The organism is Stenotrophomonas sp. yr243 (assembly GCF_900184195.1).
GTDB classification, from domain to species: domain Bacteria; phylum Pseudomonadota; class Gammaproteobacteria; order Xanthomonadales; family Xanthomonadaceae; genus Stenotrophomonas; species Stenotrophomonas lactitubi.
The window spans coordinates 155,152-173,889 of record NZ_FXWT01000004.1 but is presented as its reverse complement, the minus strand read 5'-3'; the positions used below and the strand labels follow the sequence as shown (position 1 = coordinate 173,889).

Here is an 18,738-nt window from a genome sequence, read left to right as displayed (position 1 = left end):
TGAGCGCTCGCCGGGCATGGCCCGGCGCTACCCTCACGCGTCGTGCAGGTACGTGTTCAGCGCTTCACCACCGGCTCCCGGCAGATGCGGCAGCCGTCCCCAGCAGGGCATCGGCAGGCGCTGCTGCAAGGTCGCGAAGTTCTCATCCTGGCGCTGCATCGACGGATCGATGTGGTTGCCGATCCAGCCCAGGCAGTCCACGCCGCTGACCTGCAGCGATTGTGCGGTCAGGCGCGCGTGGTTGACGCAGCCCAGGCGCATGCCGACCACCAGCACCACCGGCAGCCGCAGTGCACGTACCAGATCAAGCTGGTCCAGCTGCGCCGACAGTGGCGCCAGCCAGCCGCCCACGCCTTCGACCACCACCACGTCGGCCTGCGCGCGCAGGCGTTCGAAGGCCGCCACGATCGGGGCCAGTTCGATGCGCACGCCATCTTCTGCAGCCGCCAGCTCCGGCGCCAACGGCTGGCGCAATGCGTAAGGGTTCAGATCGGCATAATCCGGCACCGGCAGGCTGGCGGCCTGCAGCGCCAGCGCGTCGTCGTTGCGCAGCCCCTGCCCCAGATCGTGGCTGCCGCTGGCCACTGGCTTCATGCCTACCGCACGCAGGCCGCGCCGGCGCAGCGCGTACAGCAGCGCGGTACTGGCGGCGGTCTTGCCGATCTCGGTATCGGTGCCGGTGACGAACAGGGCCGTCGGCAACGTGGCAGGCAGGGACATCACAGGCTCCAGCAGGGCAACAGAGCCTGCATTATCGCTGGCCCGGCACGCTTGCTAGACTGCGGCCATGTTCGCCAACGCCTCGCTCACCGGCAGCAAGCCGGAACAATACGCCCAGCTGCTGGAACAGGCCCGTGGCCTGGTCTACGGCGAGTCCGACCGCATCGCCAATGCGGCCAACCTCGCTGCACTGGTCTACCACGCCCTGCCCGACCTGAACTGGGTGGGCTTCTACCTGTATGACGGCAAGGAACTGGTGGTCGGTCCGTTCCAGGGCCTGCCGGCCTGCGTGCGCATTCCGCTGGACAAGGGCGTGTGCGGTGCGGCCGCCAGCCAGCGTGTGACTCAGCGCATCGAAGACGTGGAGGCCTTCCCCGGTCATATCGCCTGCGATGCTGCATCGCGCTCGGAGCTGGTGGTGCCGCTGGTCCGGGGTGAGGAGCTGATCGGCGTGTTCGATATCGACAGCCCGGTCGTCGGCCGCTTCGATGCTGAAGACCAGGCCGGTCTGGAAGCCATCGCCCACGTGTTCGTCGAGGCGTTGAAGTGAGCGCGGTCAAGCTGCGCAACATCGGTCCGAAGAGTGCGGCATGGCTGCGCCAGGTAGGCCTGCGCAGCCGCGAGGACCTGGTTGCCATCGGTGCCGTCGGCGCCTTCGTCAAGGTCAAGCGCGCCGGCTTCAAGCCCAGCCTCAATCTGCTGTATTCGCTGGAAGGTGCGCTGCTGGATTGCCACTGGCAGGAATTGAGCGAACCGCAGCGCACAGCACTGGTGCAGGACTACGAAGCACGTATCGCGGTGCATCCGCTGAAGGCGGCAGGTCCGGCATCGGGCCCGGTGCATGAGCAGCGCTTCGACGCCGAGGACGACGGCGACGAAGGCACGGCCGAAAGCACCGACGAGGATTGATCGGTAGCGCCGGGCCATGCCCGGCGAGTGCGCTCAGGGCTGCTGCAGCTCCAGCAGCTCGCCCACCAGCCCTGCTTCACCGCGCTCGACCCACACGCGCAGGCGCGTGCCGTGGTCGATGCGCAGCGCCCAGCACAGCGACATCGGCAGGCCACATACCTGCGACAGCACCATGCGCAGCGGACCGCCATGGCTGACCACTACCGTCGGCGCCGGATCGTCGTCATCCAGCAGTCGATCCAGCGCGCGTGCGATGCGCCGTTCGAAATGGCCCCAGCTCTCGCCATGCGGCGGCGGAAACGCGTGCGGATCGGCGTGGAAGGCGGCCAACGCGTCTTCCGGCAGGTCGAAGAGTGATTGGCCATCCCAGTCGCCGAAATCCAGCTCTTCCCACTCCTCGTCCGCCTCCACGTCCAACGCGCGCGGTGTGGCCAGTGCCATCGCCGTATGCAGCGAGCGCAGGCGCGGCGAACTGATCACCCGTTCCCACGACTGCCCGGCATAGGCATCGACCAGCTCCTGCGGCAGGCGGGCCAGCTGCGGCGGATCGCTGCGGCCATCGAGGAACTCATCACGACCGTTGCCGGCATGGCGGACCAGATCGAGGATCATGCGCGTGCCCAGTCAGGGCGGCGCGGGAACAGCGGGAAACAGACGGACATCGGCAACGGCACCACGATAATTCGAGCTGCATTCTAGGCGCTGGCGCAGGTCTGCTGCACCGTGCAGGCACATCTGCACCTGATCAGCCGAGCAGGTTCGGCGCTACCGGCCGGCCGCGATGCCGTAGACTGCGCGCACTTCCAGGTGACCTGCGGCCCTGCCGGCAGGTTGAAACGGGAAGCCGGTGACGCGTGACAACACGCCATGCCGGCGCTGCCCCCGCAACGGTAAGCACGTCAGTTCCAGGCAACCCGCCACTGTGCCGCAGGCATGGGAAGGCGCTTGGACGGTGGCCTCGGGCCACCCGGCGGCGAGCCCGGAGACCGGCCCGGAAGCCTCAGGTCGCGATGCGGTGGGCATGGCGCTGGATGTCTGTGGCGATGGCTGCGGCATCGGCGCGTGCCTGCCTGTTGTGACTCCTCCCCTTCGCTGCGCGGGCGTGCGCGGCACCTGGAGTCCCCCGATGAAACTGCAGTCCCGAATGCTGTCCCTGGCCGTGCTGGCCGCTCTTCCTGCGTTGGCCCTGGCCGAAGATCGCGCCGCCGACCTCGATCAGGTGCTGGTCACCGCCACCCGCACGCCGATCGCCCTGCAGGACAGCATTGCGCCTGCGCAGGTGATCGACCGTGCGCAGATCGAATCCAGCCAGGCCACCTCGCTGCAGGAACTGCTGCAGGGCCGCGCCGGCATCAACCTGACCAATGCCGGTGGCCTGGGCAAGCAGAGCTCGCTGTTCCTGCGTGGCACCAACTCCTCGCATACCGTGGTGCTGGTTGATGGCGTGCGCATCAACAGCGCCGACCTCGGCCTGGCGATGTACCAGGATCTGCCGCTGGCGCAGATCGAGCGCGTGGAAATCGTGCGCGGCCCGCAGTCCAGCCTGTACGGCGCTGACGCCATCGGTGGCGTAATCCAGATCTTCACCCGCCGCAACCAGGGCGACTTCGCTCCGCACTTCCAGCTGGGGGGCGGCAGCAACGGCCTGCGTGAAGCCAGTGGCGGCATCGGCGGTGGCACCGAACGCGGCTGGTTCGGCGCCGACATCGCCTACCAGCATTCGGACGGCATCGATGCCTGCCGCGGCTCGGCCACGCTGTTTGCCGGCTGCTTCGCCGATGAACCCGACCGCGACGGCTACCGCAACCTGTCCAAGAGCCTGCGCGGTGGCTACAACCTGAGCGACCAGTGGACCGTGGAAGGCAGCGCCATGCGCGCCGACGGCAAGAACCACTACGACGGCTACTACAACTACTCCGAGACCCGCCAGCAGGTGCTGGCCGGCAAGGTGCGCTACACCCCGTCCGAGCAGCTGACGCTGACTGCCAACGTCGGCCGCAGCGACAACGAGTCCGACAACTTCGGCGATTTTGGTGCACGCGGCAGCGCACAGACGCACCGCGACAGCGCCTCGCTGCAGGCCGACATCGGTGTGGCCGAAGGCCAGCTGCTCAGCGCCGGCGTGGACTGGAGCGAAGACAACCTGGACGGCAGCAGCGCCGGTTACCTGGTCGACAGCCGCCGCAATACCGGTGTATTCCTGCAGTACCAGGCGCGCTTCGGCCGTCATCAGCTGCAGGCCAGCGCACGCAATGACGACAACCAGCAGTTCGGCAACCACGCCACCGGCAGCCTCGGCTGGGCGATGGAGCTGGGCCATGGCCTGCGCGTCAACGCCAGCTACGGCACCGCGTTCAAGGCGCCGACCTTCAGCGACCTGTACGACCCATGGAGCGGCGTGCCGACGCTGGACCCGGAGAAGTCCAAGAGTGCCAACCTCGGCATCTCGCAGCAGGGCCAGGGCTGGCGCTGGGGCCTGGACGTGTACGAGACCCGCATCGATGACCTGATCACCTATGACGCGGCCACCTTCCGCATGCAGCAGGTCGAAAAGGCGCGCATCCGCGGCGCGGAACTGACCGGCGGCGCTACCGTGGCCGGCTTCGACATCAACGCGCAGCTGAGCTTCACCGACCCGCGCAACCGCACCAGCGGCAGCACGCAGTTCGACAACTGGCTGGCACGCCGCGCGCAGCAGACCGCGCGCCTGGACATCGACCGCCGCTTCGGCGACTTCCGCACCGGCCTGACCGTGCAGGGCGCGGGCAAGCGCTACGACGATGCCGCCAACGCAGTGAAGGTCGGCGGCTACGGCACGCTGGATCTGCGCGCCGAATATGCGCTGACCCCGGCATGGTCGGTGCTGGCGCGGGTGGCCAATGTGTTCGACCGCGAGTACGAGACCGTGGCGTGGTTCAACCAGCCCGGCCGCGAGTACCAGCTGAGCGTGCGTTACCAGCCGAAGTGAAAAGAGGCGCCGGGCATTGCCCGGCGCCCTCTGATGCCGTCGACGCATGGCGTCGATCTACTTGTAGAGCCGAGCCCATGCTCGGCCCAGGCATCGAAACAGCCGAGCGCAGGCTCGGCTCTACACCGGAATGCCTGCAGCCAGGCCCGGCAGTTCGCGCAGGTCGTCGATCACTGCTACAGCCTGCGCGTTGTCCAGGTCCAGTCCGCGCGGATAGCCGTAACGCACCAGCGCGATCGGCATGCCGGCGTCTTCGGCGGCGCGGTAATCGGTAAGCGAATCGCCCACCATCAGGCATGCATCGACGGGCAGCTCGAAGTGCGCGGCGATATGCCGCAACGGCTCTCCGCTGGGCTTGCGCTGCGGCAGCGAATCACCGCCCAGCACCAGCGCGAAGGCCTCGGCGATGCCCAGGTGCTGCAGCAACGGCGGCACCAGCGCGGCCGGCTTGTTGGTGCAGATGGCCAGCGGTACGTTCAACGCGCGCAGTTGCGCCAGCGCTTCGACCACGCCATCGAACAGCTGCGGGCTGCGCAGCAGGCATTCGCGGTAGTGGACCATGAAGGTCGGCATCACCGCTGCCAGATCGATCTCGCGCCCGGCAGCCTGCACCGCCTGTTCGACCAGCCGGCGCACGCCGTCGCCGATCCAGCCCAGCACGGTGGCTTGGGGTACGCGCGCCAGGCCGATGTCTTCCAGCGTGCGGTTCAGTGCTTCGGCGATATCGGCGGCGCTGTCGACCAGCGTGCCATCGAGGTCGAACACGACCAGCGGATAGGGATACGACAAGGGACGGCTCACTCGTGCAACGTGGGGCCGTCCATTGTACGCCCGCGCCTTCAGCCGACCCGGCGTGCGCGGGTGGCCAGGAAGGTCGGCAAGTAGCGATCGATCAGGAAACGCGGCTGCGGTTGCCAGTCTTCCATGAAGCGATCGATGACGAACCCTGCATCCAGCTGCCCGGCGATCAGATCACCCAGGCTGTGGCCGAATGTCAGCGCTTCGCCACGGGCCAGCTTGGCCTCGCGTGCGGCCGGGTCCAGGTCTTCCAGGTCGGAATAGGGAATCGCGTACTGCGGGCGGATCAGGCCCTGCTCGCTCAACTGTGCGTCACGCGCAGCGACGAACACCACCGGATTGTAGAAGCTGGCCATCAGCAGGCCATCGCGCGCCAGCACCCGTTGGCACTCGCCCCACACAGGGCGCACGTCGGGCACGTACAGGTTCGAGATGGGATGGAACACCACGTCGAAGCTGTCGTCGGCAAAGGCCTGCAGATCACGCATGTCACCCTGCACGGTGCGCAGCGACAGACCATCGCGGTCGGCCACGGCGCGGTCCTGCGCCAGCTGCCCGTCGGAAAGATCGAACACGGTCACCTCGGCGCCTGCCGCAGCAAGCACGGGCGCCTGCTGGCCACCGGCCGAGACCAGGCACAGGATGCGCCTGCCCCGCACATCGCCCAGCCAATCCAGCGGCAGCGCACGCGGCGTCAGGTGCACCTGCCAACGCCCCTCGCGGGCGGCGGCAATCGTTGCGGCGTCCACCGGTCGCGACCACTCGCGTACCTCGCTGGCCTGGCGGTCCCAGGCAGCACGGTTGTGGTCGATCAACGCCTGTCCATGGTTCATGTGTTCTCCTTGCCCGAAGGGCGCCAGTCCAGATCCTGGAAGGCCGGGCTCGCGAAGCATTCGGCGAGGAAGTCCAGGAATCGCCGCATGATAGCGGGCTGCTGTCGACGCGACGCGTACACCGCATGGATGCCGAGCTCGTCCAGGCTGTACTCGGGCAGCAGTTCGATCAGTTCGCCACTGCGCAGCAACGGTGCAACCTGGTAGGTCGGCAACATGGCGATGCCGGCATTGGCACGCACGGCCTCCAGCAGCAGCGATGCTTCATTGGCACTGATGTTGCCGCCCACCGCCACCGACAACGAACGCCCTTCGCGATGCAGCTGCCATAGGCTCTTGCCGACGTAGTGATGGGTCAGGCAGTTGTGCGCGGCGAGATGTTCGGGTGCAGTCGGCGTGCCACGTGCCTGCAGATAGGCCGGCGTCGCGCACAGCACCGAGCGGCAGATCGCCAACCGACGTGCGATCAGGCTGGGATCGATCTGCCTTGCGATGCGCACCGCCAGGTCGACGCGCTCCTCCACCAAGTTGACCATGCGGTCGACCAGCAGCAGTTCGATGCGTGCGGCCGGATGGCGCTGCACGAACGCGGCCACCGCGCGCGCCAGATGGCTCTGCCCGAACGACACGCTGGCGGTAATGCGCAGCGTTCCGTGTGGCTCGGGATCGTCGCTGGCCAGCTCGCCCTGCAGTTCCTCGCCGATCGCCAGCATCTGCCGGAAACGCGCCAGCGCGGCTTCACCGGCCCCGGTCAGGCTGACCCGCCGCGTGGTCCGGTGCAGCAGCCGCGCGCCCAGCCAGCCCTCCACCTCGGCGAGGTAGCGACTGACCATCGCCCGTGACATGTCCAGCACCTCGGCGGCGGCGGTCAGGCTGCCGCGCTCGGCAACTTCGACGAATACGGTCATGGCGGTCAATCGGTCCATCTGCTCGATCCATGCAACAAACAAGCGCGTTATACGCTGTTTTTCGAGCGACTGCAGCGGCCTACAGTGGCCTCATTCCCCCGCCCTACCCCACGGAGTCCTGCCATGAAGATCGCCCTCGTCGGTGCCACCGGCAACATCGGCCGCCAGATCGCCCGCCACGCGCTGGCCAACGGCCACCAACTGACCGTCATCGTGCGCAGCGCGCAGGACCTGCCGACCGAGCTGGCCGGCGCCCATCCGGTCATCGCCTCGCTCGATGACCAGGATGCCCTGGTCGCCGCCATTGCCGGCCACGATGTGCTGGCCAGCGCCTACGGCCCGCGCCCGGGCGACGACATCGGCCGCGTCGGCGAGGTTGCCGCGCAGCTGGCCGACGCCGCCCGCAAGGCCAACGTGCCGCGCCTGGTGGTGGTCGGCGGTGCCGGCAGCCTGGAAGTCGCCCCCGGCGTGCAGCTGGTCGACACCCCCACCTTCCCGGAGGCCTACAAGCCCTACGCGCTGGCCCACCGTGAAGCCTTCAACCGCCTGCAGGCAGTGGATGACCTGGATTGGACCTTCTTCTCGCCGGCGGCCGAAATCGGTCCGGGGGAAGAGCGTGGGCAGTATCGCGTGCAGCCCAAGGCCTTCCTCGCCGATGCCAGCGGCCACAGCCGTATCAGCTACGCCGACTACGGCGCCGCGTTCGTCGCCGAACTGGAAGCGCGCAAGTACCCGAAGCAGATCATCACTGCCGCATATTGATCGACACGCTTGTTCTGTAGAGCCGAAGGCAACGGCAGGAGCCGTTGCCAACGTCGCTTGCGACGGCCCGCAGGGGGCCGGGCAAGGACGCCCGGCATAGCCCACGCTCGGCTCAACGCAAACATGCAGCCGAGCATGGCTCGGCTCTACACGAGGAATTCCCCATGCGTACCGCTGCCCTGCTGTTCCCCCTCGCGCTGGCTGCAGGTTTCGCCAGCACCCCGCTGCTGGCCGCACCGGCCGCGCCTGCGCCTGCCAGCGCCGCGAAATCCCAACTGCGCCTGCAGACCTTCCATCCCGGCCCGCAGGCGATGTTCTCGGTGTCCTCGGTGCTGATCGAAGGGCGCAACGATGCGATCCTGGTCAACGCACAGTTCGCTGCCGGCGATGCGCGCCGGTTGGTCGAGCAGATCCGCGCCAGCGGCAAGCAGCTGACCACCATCTACATCAGCCATGGCGATCCGGACTATTACTTCGGCCTGGCCACCGTGCAGGACGCGTTCCCGCAGGCGCGCATCGTCGCCACCGCGCAGACCGTGGCGCATATCCGTGAATCCCAGGCCGGCAAGCTGGCGTACTGGGGGCCGAAGATGGGCGCCGACGTTCCCGCACGCATCGTGGTGCCGGCGGTACTGGAAGGCGATGCACTGCAGCTGGAAGGCCAGCGCCTGCCGTTGATCGGCCTGGATGGACCGACGCCGGACCGCAGCGTGCTGTGGGTGCCGTCACTGCGCGCGATCGTCGGTGGCATTCCGGTGGTGGCCGGCGAGCATGTGTGGATGGCCGATACGCAGACGCCGCAGTCGCATGCCGATTGGCTGCGCACGCTGCAGCAGCTGCAGGCGTTGAAGCCGAAGGTGGTGGTGCCCGGTCATTACGCGGAGGGTGCGGCACTGGATGCCAGTGCGCTGCGCTTCACGGCGGAGTACATCCGCGCCTTCGATGTTGAAACGGCCAAGGCCAAGGACAGTGCGGCGTTGGTGAAGGCGATGCAGGCGCGCTATCCGAAGCTGGCGGGCGTGGAGTCGCTGGAGTTGAGTGCGAAGGTGGCCAAGGGCGAGATGCAGTGGCCGTAAGGTAGGGGTTTTCTTTTGCAGGGCTGCGCCCTGCACCTGCCGAATCGACGGCGACGGCAACGGCAACAGCAAAAGCGGGCATTCCGTAGGTTGGCGGGGTGGGTCCGGTTGCGGGGGACGCTGCAAGTACGTCCATGTAAGCTCGGTCGCCGCATCCATGCGGCTCACGCCCCCGCAACCGGACCCACCCCGCCTTCGACAGATCTCCGCAATCTGTCTGGATGGCATGTCTTCGCAACCTGTCTGGACTGCATGTCCTGCTCTTGGTGGGTGTCGACCTTGGTCGACACGCAGATCCAGACATGCGTGGATGAACGATCAGGAATGATCGGTCGGGGTGTGCTCGAACAATTCGCCCTGCACCACCGGCTCCTTTTCACGGAAACCGCCGAGGCCGACGCCGACCAGGCGGTAGCGGGTGTCTGCGGGTAGATCTACACGGGCGCGCAATGAAAGCGCGATATCACGCAGTTCGGCCATCGATTCCGGCGGGCGTTCCGGGGTGAAGCTGCGGGTGAGGAGGCGGAACTGCGCGGTCTTCAGCTTCAACACCACGGTGTGGCCGATGCGTTCGGTCTTGCGCGTGGCATGCCAGGTCTTCTCGGCCAGCTGCACGATCGCTTCAGCCAGGTCTTCCAGCAACAAGTCCTCGGCGAAGGTGTCTTCGGAGGAGATCGACTGCACCTGCTGGTCAGGCTCCACCGGCCGCTCGTCGACGCCGCGTGCGCGGTTGTACAGGCTGCGGCCGAAGCTGCCGAAGGCTTCTTCCAGGTCCGGCAGCGTCCACTGCCGCAGGTCGCCGCAGGTGACGATGCCGCGCGCTGCCAGTTTGCCTTCCATCACCTTGCCGACGCCGGGCACGCGATTCACCGGCAGCGGCAGCAGGAACGCATCCACCCGCTGCGGGGGAATCACGAACTGGCCGTCGGGCTTGCGCCAGTCCGAAGCGATCTTGGCCAGGAACTTGTTCGGCGCGATCCCGGCTGAAGCTGTCAGCTGGGTTTCCTCGCGGATCTGCGCGCGGATGGTGCGGGCGATGTCGGTGGCCAGTTCGATGTCGCTCTTCGGCACCGTGACATCCAGATAGGCCTCATCCAGTGACAACGGCTCGACCAGGTCGGTATGGCGCAGGAAGATCTCGCGCACGTGGCGTGACACCGCCTTGTAACGTGCGAAGTCCGGCGGCACGAAGATCGCGTCCGGGCACAGGCGCTCGGCGCGCAGGGCCGGCATCGCCGAACGCACGCCGAACACGCGCGCCTCGTACGAGGCGGCGCACACCACTGAACGCGCGCCGCGCCATGCCACAACCACCGGCTTGCCGCGCAGTGACGGATCGTCGCGCTGCTCCACCGACGCGTAGAAGGCGTCCATGTCAACGTGGATGATCTTGCGCAGTGCGTTCATGGTTGGCCCACATGATACCTGCACCGTACCCGTCCAGACGCCGAAGTATGGTCGTTGTGCATCAACGGGATGCGTGGTTTCAGCTGAAAACACTACGCACGCGTACGGAGACGCGGTTTGATATCCGCCTGATCCGTCGTGCATCCTCGGGAACTCGTTGCCTTGTTTTCGCTTCCAGGATTGCGCTTTCCATGACTCGTCTCCACGCGTTCAACCGCGACCAGCTGCTGGCCAGCGCACGCGGTGAACTGTTCGGCGCTGCCGCCGGCCGGTTGCCCAACGACCCGATGCTGATGTTCGACCGCATCACCGAAATCCGCGAGGACGGCGGACCGCATGGCAAGGGCATGGTACGCGCCGAACTGGATATCCGCCCGGACCTGTGGTTCTTCGGCTGCCACTTCATCGGCGACCCGGTGATGCCCGGCTGCCTGGGCCTGGATGCGATGTGGCAGCTGACCGGCTTCTTCCTCACCTGGCTGGGTGCGCCCGGCAAGGGCCGCGCCCTGGGCTGCGGCGAAGTGAAGTTCACCGGCCAGGTGCTGCCCGATGCCAAGCTGGTGCGCTACGAGATCGACATCAGCCGCGTCATCAACCGCAAGCTGGTGATGGCCCAGTCCGACGCGCGCATGTACGTGGACGACCGCGAGATCTACAACGCCCGCGACCTGCGCGTGGGCCTGTTCACTGAAACCGGGAGCTTCTGATGCGTCGCGTCGTCATCACCGGCATGGGCATCACGTCCTGCCTCGGCAATGATCTGGATACCGTTTCGGCCGCCCTGCGCGAGAGCCGCGCCGGCATCACCGCGCTGGCCGACCACGCCGAAGCCGGCCTGCGCAGCCAGGTCGGCGGTCGCGTCGACCTCGACCTGGACGCGCTGATCGACCGCAAGCAGAAGCGCTTCATGAGCGATGCCGCCGCCTTCGCCTACCTGGCGATGGCCGATGCCATCACCGATGCGGGCCTGACCCCGGAACAGGTCAGTGGCCTGCGCACCGGCCTGATCGCCGGTTCCGGCGGTGGCTCCAGCGAATGGCAGGTGGGTGCGGTCGATCTGCTGCGCAGCCGCGGCGTGCGCAAGGTCGGTCCGTACATGGTGCCGCGCACGATGTGCTCGACCGTGTCGGCCTGCCTGGCCACCGCATTCCAGATCAAGGGCGTCAGCTACTCGCTGTCGGCCGCCTGCGCGACCTCCGCACACTGCATCGGCGCGGCTGCCGACCTCATCCGTCACGGCGCCCAGGACATCATGTTCGCCGGCGGCGGTGAAGACCTGCACTGGTCCATGAGCGTGATGTTCGATGCGATGGGCGCCCTGTCCACCAGCTTCAACGACACCCCCGCCAGCGCCTCGCGCCCGTATGACAAGGACCGCGATGGCTTCGTCATCGCCGGCGGTGGTGGCATGCTGGTGCTGGAGGATTACGACCACGCCGTGGCTCGTGGCGCGCACATCCATGCCGAGCTGATCGGCTATGGCGTGACCTCCGATGGTGCCGACATGGTCGCGCCGTCCGGTGAGGGCGCCGTGCGCTGCATGAAGATGGCACTGCAGAATGTCGACCGTCCGCTGGATTACCTCAACACCCACGGCACCTCGACCCCGCTGGGCGATGTGACCGAGCTGGGTGCGATCCGCGAGGTGTTCGGCGATGCGATTCCGCCGCTGTCCTCGACCAAGGCGCTGTCGGGCCATTCGCTGGGCGCTGCCAGCGTGCATGAAGCGATCTACTGCCTGCTGATGATGCGCGACGGCTTCGTGGCCGGTTCGGCCAACATCGGCGAGCTGGACCCGAAGGTTGAAGGCTTCCCGATCCTGCGCGAAAGCCGCGAGCAGAAGCTGGACACGGTGATGTCCAACAGCTTCGGCTTCGGTGGCACCAACGCGGCGCTGGTGTTCGGCAGGGTGTGAGTGTGATCTGAAAGCGTGCCAACCAAGGTTGGCACCTACCAGAGCGGTTGCCATGGATGTAGAGCCGAGCCCATGCTCGGCTCAGTGCCAACCAAGGTTGGCAGCTACCTCGGCAACAGCGGCAGCAGCAGCGCGTGGGCGTCCACCAGCGAGCCGACGATGCGGTGGCCCAGCGCGCGCAGTTCTTCATCGGGATGCACCAGGTCCGGCACCTGGATCACGGTCATGCCCGCAGCCAGTGCGGCACGCGTGCCGGCCGGGGAATCCTCCAGCGCCAGGCAGCGTTCCGGTGCCTTGCCCAGCCGCTGCGCGGCCAGCAGGTAGATGTCCGGTGCCGGCTTGGCCCGCGCCACGTCATCACCGGCAACCACCGCATCGAAGTACGGCAGCAGCCCGGTCGCGGCCAGCTTGCGGTTGGCCCGCGGTTGCCGGGTCGAGGTCGCCACCGCACGCGGCACCGCGTGCGACTTCAACAACTCAAGCAGTTCCAGGATGCCCGGGCGCAGCGGCAACCCTGTCTGCGTGCGTTCCTCGTACAGATCATGGCAGCGCGCCGCCATCGCCTCGATCACGCTGTCTTCGATCCCCTGCTGGCGCAGCAGCGCTTGGCTGTCGCGGTCGCCAAGACCGACCATGCGCACGAAGAAGTTGGCATCCAGCGGCAGGCCGAACTCCTCTGCGGCCTCGCTCCAGCATGCAAGCGACACACGCTCGCTGTCGATCATCAGGCCGTCCATGTCGAAGATGACGGCGTCAGGCAGGAACGGCAGCGCAGCGATGGAGGTCATGGAGCGAACAGCGTATCCAGATCGGTGGAGGTCAGCAGCCGCCATTGCCCTTCGGCCAGTCCCTGCAGGTCCAGGCCACCGACACGGCTGCGGTGCAGTGCCTGCACGTGGTTGCCTGCGGCAGCGAACATGCGGCGTACCTGATGGTAGCGACCTTCGTGCAGTATCAGGCGCGCCTTGCGCGGCCCGAGCACCTGCAGTTCAGCCGGCAGCAGGGGCGTCTTCTCCGCTTCCAGCATCAGCGTGCCGCTGGCAAACAGCGCCATCTCGTCACCGCGCAGGTCTTCAGCCAGCTCTACTTCGTAGACCTTGGGCAGCTTCGACTTCGGCGAGATGATCCGGTGCAGCAGGTTGCCGTCGTCGGTCAGCAGCAACAGGCCGCTGGTCTCGCGGTCCAGGCGGCCGACGGTGGACAGCACCGGGTCGCGGTCGCGGAAGCGCGGCGGCAGCAGGTCGTAGATCAGGCGGCCCTTGTCCTTGGTCGAACAGGTGTAGCCGGCCGGCTTGTACATCGCCAGCGACAGGCCCACCGGCGGGTCCAGCGGCTCGCCATCGACCCGCACCGCTTCATGCGGCACCTGGTCGTCGGCATACAGCACCTCGCCGTCGGCGTCGGTGACGCGCCCTTCGCGGAACATCCACTGCACCTGCTTGCGGCTGCCGTAGCCGAGGTTGGCGATGTGCTTGACCAGTTTCACCGGCCCTTCTCCTTGCCCTTCACGGCCTCGACCAGCTTGAAGCCATCGCGCTCGGCAATCACGCGCACCGCGCCGAAGCTCTCGTTGAGCGTGTACTCGTACGGCAGGTGGCGGTTGGCCACCACGTACAGGCGCCCGCCCGGGCGCAGCGCCTGCGCGGCCACGGCGATGAAGCGCTGGCCGATGTCCGGGCGGTCCGCACGCGAGGGCGTGTGGAACGGCGGGTTGCTGATGATGACGTCGTAGTCCGGCTCGATGCCGGCGGTGACGTCGCGCCACAGGAAGCGCAACGGCACCGGGCGCGGCGGCGGTGCCAGATTGAGTTCGGCCAGGTCCAGCGCGCGCTTCTCGGCCTCGTAGAGGTCCAGCGCGGTGATCTTCGGGCAGCGCTCCAGCAGCTCGCGCGACAGGTAGCCGTAACCGGCACCGAGGTCCGCCGCACGCCCGGCCAGGTCGGCCGGCAGATGTTCGGCAAGCAGCGCCGATGCCGGGTCGATGCGGTCCCAGGCGAACACGCCCGGGCGGCTGAGGAAGCGGCCGCCGACGATCGGCCGCACCGCGTCCAAGCTGCCCCAGCGCTTGGCCACGTCCGCATCGTGCTGGCCCTGCAACGGCGCGGTCCAGAACACGCGGCAGTGGTTCTTGGTCAAGCTGCCGCCGAGGCCGGCCAACTGCTTGAGATCGCCTTCGCCGGAGCGGGCGCCTTCGTTGTTGTGCTGGCAGGCCACGATGCGGCCACCCTCGGCGACCAGCGCCAGGGCGCGGGCGAACAGCGCGCGGGCTTCCTCGCGCTGGCGCGGCGGCAGCACCAGCACCAGCGGGTAACGGCCGCGGCCGGCAACATCATCCAGCTGGCCGCTGACGGTCCAGCCAGCGGCCTGCTGCAGCGGCTGCGCGAACGGGGCGAAGCTCTGCTCGCAGTCGACCTCGCGGCCGCCGGCCTGCTCGCGCAGGGGCCAGCCGTCACGGGCGCGCAGGAAGGCCACCGGACCCTCCGGCCAGCGCAGGGCGCCGCTGGAGAACGGCAGGAACAGGGTCTGCAGGGGGGCGTCGTCGCTGTATGCCATCGGCGCGGGTACTGGAAGCGTGAGGGCCGTCCATTGTACCGGCTTGTCCGGCCCGGCCCCGGCCGCCGCTTTGCGAAACTTCAACGTTGCCTTGATGCCGCAGCAACATGCCAGCGTTCAGGGTAGAAGCTCCCCCGCAACTCCTGGAGATCCTGCATGCGTGCCTTGTTCGTCGGAGGTGTTGTCGACAACAGTGAAATGGACCTGGAAGGCAGCCATCCCCCCGTGCATTACCCGGAGGACACCGGCGGCGGCCATTCCCGCTACCGCCTGCACCAGGTCGGCCACGGCGCCGATGGCAGCGTGGCCTACGCCGTCTATGGCGCGCCGGACCTGGCAGACGATGAAGTGACCCGGGTAGCCGAGGAGCGCGCCTATGCGCGCAGGTTCGAGGCGACGGCAACGCTGTTCGAGCATTGATAGGCCTGTAGCGCCCGAGCCGATGCTCGGGCGGCGGCGCAGCCGCGCGGACGGCAGCCGAGCATGGGCTCGGCTCTACATCGGATCAAGGCGCCGTGGGCGGCAGTTCGCGGATGCTGGCGATTTCATCCAGCCACACGTGATGCTGCTGCACCGGCGTATCGAGATCGTCCAGCCGCAGCTGGCCGTTGCTGCCTTCGTCGCCGGCCTCGTTGCGGTACTGCTGCAGCGTCGGCTGCACCGCAACCGTGCCCAGCAGGCGGCGGCCATCATGCAGGGTCAGCTGCACTTCGGTTTCCCCGTGCAACTGCGGCAGCAGGGCTTCCAGACGCGCGATCTGCGCGGCATCGGTATGGATCCGGGGAGCAATACGGGACATCGACAACCTCCTGCGTGCAGGCGTGCAGGCGTGCAGGGTCGTCGATTGGCCGTGAATGCTCAGTGCAGCAGGCTGTCCCCGCGCGTTGCCTGTACGCGCCGCACCACCCCCACCAACTGGGCCACCGAGTACGGCTTGGCCACATGTTCCTGGAAGCCTGAGGCCAACGCACGGCGACGGTCATCGGCACGCGCCAGCGCGGTCACCGCCACCGCTGGCAATGCCGCGGCATCCACGCCCAGGTCCTCGCGCAGCGTGCTCACCAGGCCATAGCCATCCATGCCCGGCATGCCGATGTCGGTCAGCAGCACGTGGTACTGCAGGTGGCCATTGTCGGCCAGCAGCGCCAGCGCCTCGCCCGCAGAGCTGGCCGCAGACACGCTGGCGCCCTGCTCTTCCAGCATGCGCCGCAGGTACTCCAGCACTTCTGGCTGGTCTTCCACCGCCAGCACATGCAGGCCGCGCAGCGGGTACGGTTCGACCACCATCGGTTCCAGGATCGGACCGCTGACGACCTCACGCAGCGGACGCCGTTCGGCATCGGGCAGGTGCTGTGGCAGGCGCACGGTGAAGGTGGCGCCGTGACCATGGCCATCGCTGGCCGCACTGACCGTACCGCCGTGCAGTTCGACCAGCTGCTGCACGATCGCCAGGCCCAGGCCCAGACCGCCATGGCGGCGGGTGGTGGTGCCGTCGGCCTGGCGGAAGCGGCTGAACAGATGGTTCAGGAACTCCGGTGCGATGCCGTCGCCGGTATCACGCACGGTGATCGTCCAATAATTGCCATCGGCCTGCAGCTGCACGTCGATGCGGCCTTCGGCCGGGGTGAACTTGATCGCGTTGGACAGCAGGTTCCAGAACACCTGCTGCAGGCGGGTGGCATCGCCCAGCACCTGGCAGGCCTGCGCCGGCAACTGCAGGGTGACGTCCAGCGCCTTGCCCTCGGCCACCAGCTCCTGCGCGCCCATCGCTTCGTTCAACTGATCGCGCAGATCCAGCACTTCCACTTCCAGCTGCACCTTGCCCAGCAGCATGCTGCTGAGATCGAGCATGTCCGAGATCAACCGCTTCTGCGCGGTGGCGCTGTTGGCGATCACGCCCAGGCCCTTGTACAGCGGACTGGTGGAATCCACGCGCTGCAGCAGCAGTTCGCTCCAGCCCAGGATCGTGGTCAGCGGCGTGCGCAGCTCATGCGACAGCGTGGCCAGGAATTCATCCTTCAGCCGCGCCATGTTCTCCGCGGCACTGCGTGCGGCGCGCTCGGACTGCAGCAGCTCCTCACGCGCCAGTTCGATCTCGCGGCGCTCGGTGACGTCCGGGCTGCTGCCGGCCAGACCGATGAAACGGCCCATCCGTGAGAAGCGCGGACGGGCGTTCATTTCCAGCCAGCGCCACTGTCCATCGGCGCGGCGGGCACGCACCAGGGCGTGCATCGAACGCTGCGCTTTCAGGGCTTCCTGCAGTTCGTACTCGAACACCGACGCATCGTCGGGATGCACCAGGCCCCGCCAGACATCTTCCGGCACGCGGTTCTCGTCGCCGCCGAAGAACTCGCTGAAGGCACTGTTGACGAAGCGGGCGTGGCCGCGCTCGTCCAGCACCCACACGGGCATCGGCAGGCCATCGGCCAGTGCACTGAAACGGGCCTCGCTCTCGCCCAGCTCCACTTCCATCTGCTTGCGCGCGGTCACATCGAAGAACAGCACGCCCACCAAGTCATCTCCCGGCCGGCCGATACGCACCGCATCCACCGCGAACGAGCGCCCCAAGGCACGGGCATCCATCTCGAACTGCGCCGGTCGCCCGGTCCGCGCCACTTCGCCGTAGATCCGGAACCAGTCGCCTTCGTGCTGTGGCTCCAGCGTGCTCATGCGCTTGCCGCAGGCATCCTTCAAGCCGGTATGACGCTCGAAGGCATCGTTGACCTCGAGGAAGCGGTAATCGATCGCCTCGTCGCCGTCGAACAGCACCTGGATCACACAGAAACCTGCGTGGATGCGCTCAAGCACGCCATGGTGCAGGTCGGGTTCGGGCGTCGGCACCATCAAAGGTGAGCGCTCCACGAGGGGCGGCAATGTGGACAAGGGCGTGGGGAAGAAAAGACCGGATGGAGGTACAGCATCTTCCAGAGCGCGTATTCACAGCGTCAAGCGCCGTCAGTCAGGGTTGACGACCATGAATTGGCGGCAACTGTTGACGCATTTGACGCTCTTGGCCATTGCTGCGGCCCTACGGCGGGATCACACTCGATCCGAGATCATCATCCTCCCCGCTTCGGGGACGCAGGAGACTGCCATGAAAGGTTCGCTTTCAACCGCCCTGCTGCTGGCCGGCATGCTTGCCGTGGGCAGCGTGGCCGCCGCGCCGCGGACGGTAACGGCGCCCGACGCGCCGCGCGCGCTGCAGGCCGATGGCCCGGTCAGCGTGAAGTGGGACGATCCGGCGAAATTCACCGAGCTCCGCCAGAGCAGCAACCGCTTCGAGGCTGAACGCGGTGACTGGGTGCAGCAGCTGGCACGCTACGTACAGACCAGCGCCGCCAAGCCCCTGCAGGCCGGGCAGACGCTGGACGTGACCCTGGTCGATATCAAGCGCGCGGGCGACTACGAGCCGTGGCACGGCCCGCGTGGCAGCGATATCCGGATCATGCGCGACATCTACCCGCCGCGGATCACCCTGCAGTACACGCTGAAGGACGCCAGCGGGCGCATCATCGATGAAGGCGACGCCCGCCTGAGCGACAGCGGCTACCTGCACAACATCGGCCTGAAGAGCGACACCGATCCGCTGCGTTATGAGAAGCGCCTGATCGATGATTGGGTGAAGCGCCAGCTGACCTCGCGCGTTACCGCTGCGCGGTAATCCCGCGCAGCGCGACCCACCGGTAGGTGTCGACCTTGGTCGACACACATCCACGGCGCCGACCAAGGTCGGCCACTACCAGAACCGCGCGCAGCGCCTGATCGATCCGGTAGGTGTCGACCTTGGTCGACACACATTCAAAGCGCCGACCAAGGTCGGCCGCTACCAGAACCGTACGCAACGCCGGATCGATCCGGTAGGTGTCGACCTTGGTCGACACACATTCAC

The 18,738-nt window shown here is 67.4% G+C and carries 21 protein-coding genes and 1 riboswitch; of the genes, 9 read left to right on the top strand and 12 right to left on the bottom strand.

Annotated features, from left to right (window positions below; all coding sequences use genetic code 11):
* Nucleotides 1–33: 33 nt before the first annotated feature.
* Nucleotides 34–720 carry a dethiobiotin synthase gene (gene bioD / locus QOL57_RS17820; RefSeq protein ID WP_089238480.1) on the bottom strand — a complete coding sequence of 229 codons (687 nt, stop codon included), beginning with the start codon at nucleotides 718–720 and terminating at the stop codon, nucleotides 34–36.
* 67 nt (nucleotides 721–787) lie between these two features.
* On the opposite strand from bioD, the gene QOL57_RS17815 reads away from it, so the two are divergent.
* Complete coding sequence (locus tag QOL57_RS17815) at nucleotides 788–1,270, top strand: GAF domain-containing protein (protein WP_089238478.1); 483 nt, start codon at nucleotides 788–790, stop codon at nucleotides 1,268–1,270.
* The gene (locus QOL57_RS17810) at nucleotides 1,267–1,629 is read left to right on the top strand and encodes a TfoX/Sxy family protein (protein ID WP_089238476.1); all 363 of its coding nucleotides are present in this window, start codon (nucleotides 1,267–1,269) and stop codon (nucleotides 1,627–1,629) included. Before QOL57_RS17815 ends, QOL57_RS17810 begins: the two co-directional genes overlap by 4 nt.
* A 33-nt stretch (nucleotides 1,630–1,662) precedes the next feature.
* Here QOL57_RS17810 and QOL57_RS17805 read toward each other — a convergent pair whose 3' ends face one another.
* Nucleotides 1,663–2,241, bottom strand: a complete 579-nt coding sequence (locus QOL57_RS17805) for a histidine phosphatase family protein (protein ID WP_089238474.1) — start codon at nucleotides 2,239–2,241, stop codon at nucleotides 1,663–1,665.
* 176 nt (nucleotides 2,242–2,417) lie between these two features.
* Nucleotides 2,418–2,639, top strand: a riboswitch (cobalamin riboswitch).
* Between the two features lie 116 nt (nucleotides 2,640–2,755).
* Here QOL57_RS17805 and btuB point away from each other — a divergent pair.
* Nucleotides 2,756–4,597: a TonB-dependent vitamin B12 receptor gene (gene btuB / locus QOL57_RS17800; protein WP_089238472.1), complete on the top strand. Its 1,842-nt coding sequence runs from the start codon at nucleotides 2,756–2,758 to the stop codon at nucleotides 4,595–4,597.
* Between the two features lie 120 nt (nucleotides 4,598–4,717).
* Here btuB and gph read toward each other — a convergent pair whose 3' ends face one another.
* Genes gph through QOL57_RS17785 form a run of 3 tightly spaced genes read right to left on the bottom strand, consistent with a single transcriptional unit; the run spans nucleotide 4,718 to nucleotide 7,154 of the window.
* Nucleotides 4,718–5,386, bottom strand: coding sequence for a phosphoglycolate phosphatase (gene gph, locus QOL57_RS17795; protein WP_089238470.1), 669 nt, complete (start codon nucleotides 5,384–5,386; stop codon nucleotides 4,718–4,720).
* A gap of 50 nt (nucleotides 5,387–5,436) precedes the next feature.
* Nucleotides 5,437–6,228 carry a class I SAM-dependent methyltransferase gene (locus QOL57_RS17790; protein ID WP_089238468.1) on the bottom strand — a complete coding sequence of 264 codons (792 nt, stop codon included), beginning with the start codon at nucleotides 6,226–6,228 and terminating at the stop codon, nucleotides 5,437–5,439.
* On the bottom strand, nucleotides 6,225–7,154 hold the full coding sequence (locus QOL57_RS17785) for a LysR family transcriptional regulator (RefSeq protein ID WP_089238466.1): 930 nt from the start codon (nucleotides 7,152–7,154) through the stop codon (nucleotides 6,225–6,227). Before QOL57_RS17785 ends, QOL57_RS17790 begins: the two co-directional genes overlap by 4 nt.
* Nucleotides 7,155–7,259: 105 nt before the next feature.
* Between QOL57_RS17785 and QOL57_RS17780 the strand changes: the two genes are divergently transcribed.
* Together QOL57_RS17780 and QOL57_RS17775 are read left to right on the top strand one after the other, a co-directional pair.
* Entirely contained in the window at nucleotides 7,260–7,898 is a 639-nt protein-coding gene (locus QOL57_RS17780) for an NAD(P)H-binding protein (protein WP_089238464.1), read from the top strand.
* A gap of 164 nt (nucleotides 7,899–8,062) precedes the next feature.
* Nucleotides 8,063–8,974, top strand: a complete 912-nt coding sequence (locus QOL57_RS17775; protein WP_089238462.1) for an MBL fold metallo-hydrolase — start codon at nucleotides 8,063–8,065, stop codon at nucleotides 8,972–8,974.
* Nucleotides 8,975–9,292: 318 nt separating this feature from the next.
* Here QOL57_RS17775 and dinB read toward each other — a convergent pair whose 3' ends face one another.
* Entirely contained in the window at nucleotides 9,293–10,381 is a 1,089-nt protein-coding gene (gene dinB, locus QOL57_RS17770; protein WP_089238460.1) for a DNA polymerase IV, read from the bottom strand.
* 191 nt (nucleotides 10,382–10,572) lie between these two features.
* Here dinB and fabA point away from each other — a divergent pair, with 191 nt between their 5' ends.
* Together fabA and fabB are read left to right on the top strand one after the other, a co-directional pair.
* A complete protein-coding gene (gene fabA / locus QOL57_RS17765) occupies nucleotides 10,573–11,088 on the top strand; it encodes a 3-hydroxyacyl-[acyl-carrier-protein] dehydratase FabA (RefSeq protein WP_025878420.1) in 516 nt (171 codons plus the stop codon).
* Nucleotides 11,088–12,296 carry a beta-ketoacyl-ACP synthase I gene (gene fabB, locus QOL57_RS17760; protein ID WP_089238458.1) on the top strand — a complete coding sequence of 403 codons (1,209 nt, stop codon included), beginning with the start codon at nucleotides 11,088–11,090 and terminating at the stop codon, nucleotides 12,294–12,296. The genes fabA and fabB overlap by 1 nt, the downstream gene beginning before the upstream one ends.
* A gap of 104 nt (nucleotides 12,297–12,400) precedes the next feature.
* Here the strand turns inward: fabB and QOL57_RS17755 are convergent, their stop codons facing one another.
* Genes QOL57_RS17755 through QOL57_RS17745 form a run of 3 tightly spaced genes read right to left on the bottom strand, consistent with a single transcriptional unit; the run spans nucleotide 12,401 to nucleotide 14,849 of the window.
* Complete coding sequence (locus tag QOL57_RS17755; protein WP_089238456.1) at nucleotides 12,401–13,084, bottom strand: HAD family phosphatase; 684 nt, start codon at nucleotides 13,082–13,084, stop codon at nucleotides 12,401–12,403.
* Nucleotides 13,081–13,782: a pseudouridine synthase gene (locus tag QOL57_RS17750; RefSeq protein WP_089238454.1), complete on the bottom strand. Its 702-nt coding sequence runs from the start codon at nucleotides 13,780–13,782 to the stop codon at nucleotides 13,081–13,083. Before QOL57_RS17750 ends, QOL57_RS17755 begins: the two co-directional genes overlap by 4 nt.
* Nucleotides 13,779–14,849 (bottom strand): class I SAM-dependent methyltransferase, encoded by a 1,071-nt coding sequence (locus QOL57_RS17745; protein ID WP_089238452.1) that lies wholly within the window; start codon nucleotides 14,847–14,849, stop codon nucleotides 13,779–13,781. Before QOL57_RS17745 ends, QOL57_RS17750 begins: the two co-directional genes overlap by 4 nt.
* A gap of 156 nt (nucleotides 14,850–15,005) precedes the next feature.
* Between QOL57_RS17745 and QOL57_RS17740 the strand changes: the two genes are divergently transcribed.
* Nucleotides 15,006–15,269 carry a hypothetical protein gene (locus QOL57_RS17740; RefSeq protein ID WP_025878415.1) on the top strand — a complete coding sequence of 88 codons (264 nt, stop codon included), beginning with the start codon at nucleotides 15,006–15,008 and terminating at the stop codon, nucleotides 15,267–15,269.
* Between the two features lie 85 nt (nucleotides 15,270–15,354).
* On the opposite strand, the gene QOL57_RS17735 is transcribed toward QOL57_RS17740, so the two are convergent.
* Nucleotides 15,355–15,648, bottom strand: coding sequence for a DUF3247 family protein (locus QOL57_RS17735; protein ID WP_089238450.1), 294 nt, complete (start codon nucleotides 15,646–15,648; stop codon nucleotides 15,355–15,357).
* Between the two features lie 59 nt (nucleotides 15,649–15,707).
* Complete coding sequence (locus QOL57_RS17730; RefSeq protein ID WP_242629953.1) at nucleotides 15,708–17,693, bottom strand: ATP-binding protein; 1,986 nt, start codon at nucleotides 17,691–17,693, stop codon at nucleotides 15,708–15,710.
* Nucleotides 17,694–17,943: 250 nt separating this feature from the next.
* Between QOL57_RS17730 and QOL57_RS17725 the strand changes: the two genes are divergently transcribed.
* Complete coding sequence (locus tag QOL57_RS17725; RefSeq protein WP_089238446.1) at nucleotides 17,944–18,510, top strand: DUF3016 domain-containing protein; 567 nt, start codon at nucleotides 17,944–17,946, stop codon at nucleotides 18,508–18,510.
* Here QOL57_RS17725 and QOL57_RS17720 read toward each other — a convergent pair.
* Nucleotides 18,494–18,730 (bottom strand): hypothetical protein, encoded by a 237-nt coding sequence (locus tag QOL57_RS17720; protein WP_089238444.1) that lies wholly within the window; start codon nucleotides 18,728–18,730, stop codon nucleotides 18,494–18,496. The genes QOL57_RS17725 and QOL57_RS17720 overlap by 17 nt on opposite strands.
* Nucleotides 18,731–18,738 lie beyond the last annotated feature (8 nt).

Excerpts from the sequence above, each read along its gene's own strand:
- bioD (WP_089238480.1), bottom strand. The coding sequence starts at position 720 with ATGTCCCTGCCTGCCACGTTGCCGACGGCCCTGTTCGTCACCGGCACC.
- QOL57_RS17815 (WP_089238478.1), top strand. The coding sequence starts at position 788 with ATGTTCGCCAACGCCTCGCTCACCGGCAGCAAGCCGGAACAATACGCC.
- QOL57_RS17805 (WP_089238474.1), bottom strand. The coding sequence starts at position 2,241 with ATGATCCTCGATCTGGTCCGCCATGCCGGCAACGGTCGTGATGAGTTC.
- btuB (WP_089238472.1), top strand. The coding sequence starts at position 2,756 with ATGAAACTGCAGTCCCGAATGCTGTCCCTGGCCGTGCTGGCCGCTCTT.
- QOL57_RS17790 (WP_089238468.1), bottom strand. The coding sequence starts at position 6,228 with ATGAACCATGGACAGGCGTTGATCGACCACAACCGTGCTGCCTGGGAC.
- QOL57_RS17785 (WP_089238466.1), bottom strand. The coding sequence starts at position 7,154 with ATGGACCGATTGACCGCCATGACCGTATTCGTCGAAGTTGCCGAGCGC.
- QOL57_RS17780 (WP_089238464.1), top strand. The coding sequence starts at position 7,260 with ATGAAGATCGCCCTCGTCGGTGCCACCGGCAACATCGGCCGCCAGATC.
- QOL57_RS17775 (WP_089238462.1), top strand. The coding sequence starts at position 8,063 with ATGCGTACCGCTGCCCTGCTGTTCCCCCTCGCGCTGGCTGCAGGTTTC.
- dinB (WP_089238460.1), bottom strand. The coding sequence starts at position 10,381 with ATGAACGCACTGCGCAAGATCATCCACGTTGACATGGACGCCTTCTAC.
- fabA (WP_025878420.1), top strand. The coding sequence starts at position 10,573 with ATGACTCGTCTCCACGCGTTCAACCGCGACCAGCTGCTGGCCAGCGCA.
- fabB (WP_089238458.1), top strand. The coding sequence starts at position 11,088 with ATGCGTCGCGTCGTCATCACCGGCATGGGCATCACGTCCTGCCTCGGC.
- QOL57_RS17755 (WP_089238456.1), bottom strand. The coding sequence starts at position 13,084 with ATGACCTCCATCGCTGCGCTGCCGTTCCTGCCTGACGCCGTCATCTTC.
- QOL57_RS17745 (WP_089238452.1), bottom strand. The coding sequence starts at position 14,849 with ATGGCATACAGCGACGACGCCCCCCTGCAGACCCTGTTCCTGCCGTTC.
- QOL57_RS17740 (WP_025878415.1), top strand. The coding sequence starts at position 15,006 with ATGCGTGCCTTGTTCGTCGGAGGTGTTGTCGACAACAGTGAAATGGAC.
- QOL57_RS17735 (WP_089238450.1), bottom strand. The coding sequence starts at position 15,648 with ATGTCCCGTATTGCTCCCCGGATCCATACCGATGCCGCGCAGATCGCG.
- QOL57_RS17730 (WP_242629953.1), bottom strand. The coding sequence starts at position 17,693 with ATGGTGCCGACGCCCGAACCCGACCTGCACCATGGCGTGCTTGAGCGC.
- QOL57_RS17725 (WP_089238446.1), top strand. The coding sequence starts at position 17,944 with ATGAAAGGTTCGCTTTCAACCGCCCTGCTGCTGGCCGGCATGCTTGCC.